The organism is Micromonospora sp. NPDC000207, assembly GCF_040300925.1.
Lineage (GTDB): Bacteria > Actinomycetota > Actinomycetes > Mycobacteriales > Micromonosporaceae > Micromonospora.
The window spans coordinates 1-5,048 of the sequence record NZ_JBEPEQ010000197.1; the positions used below are offsets into that span (position 1 = coordinate 1).

The window sequence follows — 5,048 nt, forward strand, 5'->3', positions numbered from 1 at the left end:
GCCCCGAACGTCGGCGACGGCGCCCACGGCGACACCTCCGGCGCGTCGCCGGGCACCTGCGGAGGCGGAGTCGATGGCGAGCCAGCCGACCCCGGCGGCTGGTGGGTCGGGGTCGACGGAGCCTGGACCCCGCCCGGTACGGGTGGCGGGAGCGGGGGCGTCGAGGGCGGCGTCACCGTCGGCTCGGCGTACCCCGATGTGGTGGCAGGCGGAACCTGGCTGCCGGTGGGGGACGGTGAGCCGGGGAGACCCAGGTACCGGCGGGCGGCCTGGACCGTCGGGTGGTCCGGGCCGAGTACGTCCGGCCCGTGATCGACCACCCTGGTGTAGTTCCGGCGTGCCTCGTGCCGGTTGCCCAGCTCCTCGGCGACCGAGGCAAGCTCGAAGGAGATCGCCAGCATCAACGGCTCTGCCGGACTCCACCGCCGCTCACCGGCCGCCCACGCCTCCTCCAGGACCCGCCGGGCCGCCATCGGGTCGTCCGCCTCCCGGTGCAGCTGAGCCAACAACCGCCCGGTGCCGAGCACGTCGGGGTGATCCGCCCCGTATCCGGGACCATACGACTCGACGACGTCGGTCAGCAGACGGCGCGCCCCGGCGAGGTCGCCGGAGTCACGCAGTGCGAGTGCCCGATGCCGGGCGGCGCTCAGCGGCGAGGGTTGTGACACTCGGCCAATGCTGCCGGTAGTCGTCGGCGTACGCCACCCGCACCCCCTCGCCGACACCTCCCCCAGAAGTGCGGGACCCGCCTTGACCTGGGTGAGTAGGGGTACGTCAAGCCCTTCGACAGACACCTGCGCCACTACCGGAAGGCGATGTGCATGATCCAACCGGGCCGTGTACAGTAAGCCCCCGTGCGGCCCGCCGGGGCCGGTACCGGGTGCCGAGAGCGCCGGGCCGACACGGTAGGCTGAACAAGCAAGTCCGGGTGGCGGAATGGCAGACGCGCTAGCTTGAGGTGCTAGTGCCCGTATAGGGCGTGGGGGTTCAAGTCCCCCCTCGGACACCGATTTGAAGCACCTGTGCTGTATTCGACGTACTGGTGCCGGCAGCACACCTGAGCACCCCCTCTCCGCAGCTGGCGAGGGGGTGTTGTCGTGGTCGACGGCCTGCTGACCTCGTGATCCCACCCGTGGCCCTGCCCGCCCGTAGCCCGGGTTCCCGCACCCCTGAGGGTGGTCCGCTGCGGCGTGCCCCGTTGTCGTTGTCGGTCGTGCCGCAGGGGCGTGTCGGTCGTCTGACGTATGCGATGGCGGCCGTGGATGCGAGTGGTCGGATCGGGGACCGGGTGATGAGCCGGGTCCTGGGTTGGGAGTCGGGCACCCGTCTGCGGGCCACCGGGGTCGGTGGGGTGATCGTGGTGCGAGCGGCCTCGCCCGGGTCCTTCGCGGTGACCGCTGGCGGTCAGCTGCACCTGCCGGCGGCGCTGCGGCACTGGTGCTGCCTCGGGGCGGGTGACCGGGTGCTGCTGGCGGCTGATCCGGTCGACGGGCTGTTGGTGGTGCATCCGCCTGCGGTGCTGGACGAGGTCCTCGCCGAGATTCATGCTGCGGTGCTCGGTGGTGATCGCCGCGGTGAGCGGTGTAGGGAGGGCTGAGCTGGACGCTGCGCGGCTGTTGTTGGCGCGGATGGGGATCTCGGCGGCGGAGTTGGTGGGGGCGGTGGTGGAGGGGCCGCCGGTGCCGACGTTCGCGGAGTACGTGCCGGTGGTGGTGGCTGCGGTGTCGACGGGCACCCGCCGGGCGTACGGGTCGTCCTGGAACCGGTGGTGGAGCAGTGGGGCCACCGGCGAATCGACGAACCGTCACCCTCGGAGATCGAGCGGCTGGCCGAGGAGGTCAAAGCGCGGGTGGTGATCCGGCGTAACGGTCGAGGTGGGCGGAGCGCGGCGGAGCACCTGATCGCCGCGTTGCGGTGCCTGTACCGGCGGGCGGTCGCAGACGGATTCATCGCGGAGGCGGCGAATCCGGCGTTGCGGGTGGCGAAGCCGCGTCGGTTGCCGAGTACCCGTCGGGCGTTGGCTGATGCCCGGTTGGCGGAGATCAGTGAGGTGGTGGCGTCGTCGGGGGATGATCCGGGGTTGGACAGTCTGTTGCTGCGGTTGCACGTCGAGACGGCGTGCCGGCGGGGTGGGGCGCTCGCGTTGCGGCCGGTGGACCTGGATCGGGAGCAGTGTCTGGTCCTGCTGCGGGAGAAGGGTGAGACGGTGCGGTGGCAGCCGGTGTCGACCCCTCTTGGTCAGGATGGTGTGAGACACCCTGTGTGAGTGGGGTGGTGACCTGTTGAGGGCGGGGATCGGAGATCCTTGTGTACGTGTCCACTTCATCTGGCAAGCAGCCGCCGTCCGGTGGTGGGGCTGATCCGGCGCCGAAGCCGTCACGGCGGGTTTTCAGCCCGGAGTACAAGCTCGCGATGGTCGCCGAGTACGAGAACGCCGCGAACGGAGAGAAAGGTGCGATCCTGCGTCGGGAGGGCTTGTACTCGTCGCACATCATCGAATGGACGCGGGCGCGGGACGCCGGGCAACTCGGCCAGGTCGGGGCTCCGTTCACGGATTCCGGTACGACTGGGGCCGGGTCGCGGGTGAGGAAGTCCGCGGAACAGATCGAGCTGGAGAAGCTGCGCCGGCAGAACGAGAGGCTGCAGGCGGATCTGAAGAAGACCCGTATGGCGTTGGACATCATGGGAAAAGCGCACGCGCTCTTGGAAGAGCTCTCCGAGAGCGCGGACAACGACAACCCGCCGAGGAGATCCTGACCGCCGTGTTCGGCGAGTTACGTGATGCGGACCTCTCGGTGCAGCGGGCGTGCGCCCTGACCGGGACCTCACGGGCGACCTACTACCGGCGGGCGCGACCGGTCGGACCGAGGCACGGGCCGTGGCTGCCCCGGACCCCGCCGCCGCAGGCGCTCAGCACCGTCGAACGCGACCGGGTGCTGGCGGTGCTGAACTCGCCCGTCTACGCCGACCTGGCGATCCCGCAGGTCTGGGCCAGGGAACTCGACGCGGGCCGCTACCACTGCTCGATGTCCACGATGTATCGCATCGCCCGTGCGGCCGGGCAGAGCCGGGAACGACGCCGGCTGGCGACCCATCCACCCCGGGCGCGTCCGGAGTTGGTCGCGACCGGGCCGGGTCAGGTGTGGTCCTGGGACATCACCGCGTTGAAGGGACCTGTCAAAGGCGTCTGGTACCGGTGTTACGTCGTGATCGACATCTACTCCCGATACGTGGTCGGCTGGCTCGTCGCGGCCGCCGAGGACGCGGTCGTGGCCCGCGACTTCCTGGCCGACGCGATCAGCCGTAACGGGATCGAACCGCACACCGTCCACGCCGACCGTGGCGGTGCCATGGTGTCGAAGCCGGTGTCGGAGATGCTCGTCGACCTCGGTGTCCTACGGTCGCATTCCCGACCTCGGACCTCGAACGACAACCCGTACTCCGAAGCCCAGTTCAAGACCATGAAGTACGTGCCGGACTTCCCGGAAAGGTTCGGCTCCCTCCCTGACGCGAGAGCTTTCTGCGACGGATTCTTCACCGCCTACAACCACGAGCATCGACATTCCGGGATCGGCTGGCACACCCCGGCGTCGGTGCACTACGGCACCGCCGAACAGATCCGGGAGCAACGCCAACGCGCCCTCGACGCCGCCCACCCCGACAGGTTCAACCGCCGGCCGCGCCCACCGAAACTGCCCGACCAGGCCTGGATCAACCAGCCGACCCAGCAGGAACAGACCGTCTCAGCTTGACTTGACAACTACCGTAGCGCACGCCTTCATCGAGGCGCCCGTGCCCAAGTGCAAGCGGGCCCGAGTCAGCAAAGGCCCCTGGCGCTACTCACAATACAAACTTCTCCTTTTCCTGCTTACCAAGGATGGCGTCCGCCAGGTCACGGTCACCCTCAACTTCGAGACTACGGAGTTCGGCGATCAGCAGCGCATAACCTACCAGTACACCTCAGTTGTGGCCGCGCACATCGTCGATTCCCGCAACGGCGAGAAGAAGCTCTCCCTGACCCTCACCAACAATCCCCGTGACGAGCTGACAATTACTGGTGAGTGGCCAGGCATGCCGGAGTTCGGTGACGACGACCGCATCGCCTCTCAGGTCTCCCTTGACGCCTCGGGCCTCGAACGCACCCTGCACGTGCTCGAAGGCATCGCCGCCGAGGGAAAGGAGTGGATTACCCACGAGAACCGCCGGGAACGCGCCGGTCTCCGGCGGCTCGTCGCAGCGATGGAGGAGTGAAGGATGCGGTTTCCTGCTGAGAGGTCAGAGCCAGAGAATTGGCAGAATGGAGCGTCTGGGGAGGAGTACGCAGATCAGATGGATGCTTCAGAAACGGAAGACTGCTGATGAAGCCGTTGGATCTAGCTGAGATCTCTGAACCACTACAGGATCAGCTATCCGGTCTTCCAATTGAGGGCAAAGCGGCATTCTTTGGAGTCTGTGGGGGTGCTCTCCTGCCGCTGTTGCGCGAGGTGGAGAGGCGTTTCGATCGCATCTGGATGTTCCCTGAGGCTGAGGGTGCACTCTCCATTGCGCGGAGTTTCGCGGTCGGGGTGGCACCTGCCCGGACAAATCACGAGCTTCGTGAGCGGGTTCTCGAATCCGTCCCGAACGGGCACGATATGGACTCTCCCTGGAGCACTTACGCCATGGATGCGCTGGTATGCATCGACGCGGCTCTAGTGGCGGCCTCGGTGGATCTGCAGCATCTCTTCAAGTCGTCCTGGCTCTACTACAGTCTTGAGCCTTTGGTTGTCACGTTGAGCCCAATTGGCTATGATATTCCACCATCTCTGATGACGGAAGGTGCTCGGCTCTCACTCGCTGTCGGCTTCATGAGCGGGTTGATTTCTAAAGGATGTCTCGCAACTCGGTGATGGCGTTGCCGGTCAACGGTGTTGGTGTCACCCGGTCAGGATGATGTTGTGGAGGTGGGCGATTCCGGATGCGGTGTCGGCCAGTGTGCTGGCGGCGCGTCGGTAGTCGCGGAGGATCTTGTAGGTCTTCATGCGGGCGAGGGCGTGTTCGACCTGGGC

Annotated in this window: 6 protein-coding genes, 1 tRNA gene and 2 pseudogenes; 7 read left to right on the forward strand and 2 right to left on the reverse strand. The window is 67.2% G+C overall.

Features of this window, described 5'->3' with window-relative positions; genetic code table 11:
• Window positions 1-668 (reverse strand): annotated as a pseudogene (locus ABT336_RS26705) (hypothetical protein); the annotation flags it as partial.
• Between the two features lie 254 nt (window positions 669-922).
• Between ABT336_RS26705 and ABT336_RS26710 the strand changes: the two are divergent.
• From ABT336_RS26710 to ABT336_RS26735, 7 genes are all read left to right on the forward strand, one after another.
• Window positions 923-1,006, forward strand: a tRNA-Leu gene (locus tag ABT336_RS26710).
• A 252-nt stretch (window positions 1,007-1,258) separates the two neighbouring features.
• Entirely contained in the window at window positions 1,259-1,597 is a 339-nt protein-coding gene (locus tag ABT336_RS26715; protein ID WP_350900265.1) for an AbrB/MazE/SpoVT family DNA-binding domain-containing protein, read from the forward strand.
• A gap of 171 nt (window positions 1,598-1,768) precedes the next feature.
• A complete protein-coding gene (locus ABT336_RS26720; RefSeq protein ID WP_350900267.1) occupies window positions 1,769-2,266 on the forward strand; it encodes a site-specific integrase in 498 nt (165 codons plus the stop codon).
• Window positions 2,267-2,412: 146 nt separating this feature from the next.
• Complete coding sequence (locus tag ABT336_RS27620) at window positions 2,413-2,757, forward strand: hypothetical protein (protein WP_502891274.1); 345 nt, start codon at window positions 2,413-2,415, stop codon at window positions 2,755-2,757.
• Window positions 2,758-2,762: 5 nt separating this feature from the next.
• Entirely contained in the window at window positions 2,763-3,752 is a 990-nt protein-coding gene (locus tag ABT336_RS26725; RefSeq protein WP_502891275.1) for an IS3 family transposase, read from the forward strand.
• Window positions 3,753-3,792: 40 nt separating this feature from the next.
• Window positions 3,793-4,251 (forward strand): hypothetical protein, encoded by a 459-nt coding sequence (locus tag ABT336_RS26730; RefSeq protein WP_350900269.1) that lies wholly within the window; start codon window positions 3,793-3,795, stop codon window positions 4,249-4,251.
• 107 nt (window positions 4,252-4,358) lie between these two features.
• On the forward strand, window positions 4,359-4,889 hold the full coding sequence (locus ABT336_RS26735) for a hypothetical protein (RefSeq protein ID WP_350900270.1): 531 nt from the start codon (window positions 4,359-4,361) through the stop codon (window positions 4,887-4,889).
• A gap of 27 nt (window positions 4,890-4,916) precedes the next feature.
• Here the strand turns inward: ABT336_RS26735 and ABT336_RS26740 are convergent.
• Window positions 4,917-5,048, reverse strand: a pseudogene (locus tag ABT336_RS26740) (IS5/IS1182 family transposase); the annotation flags it as partial.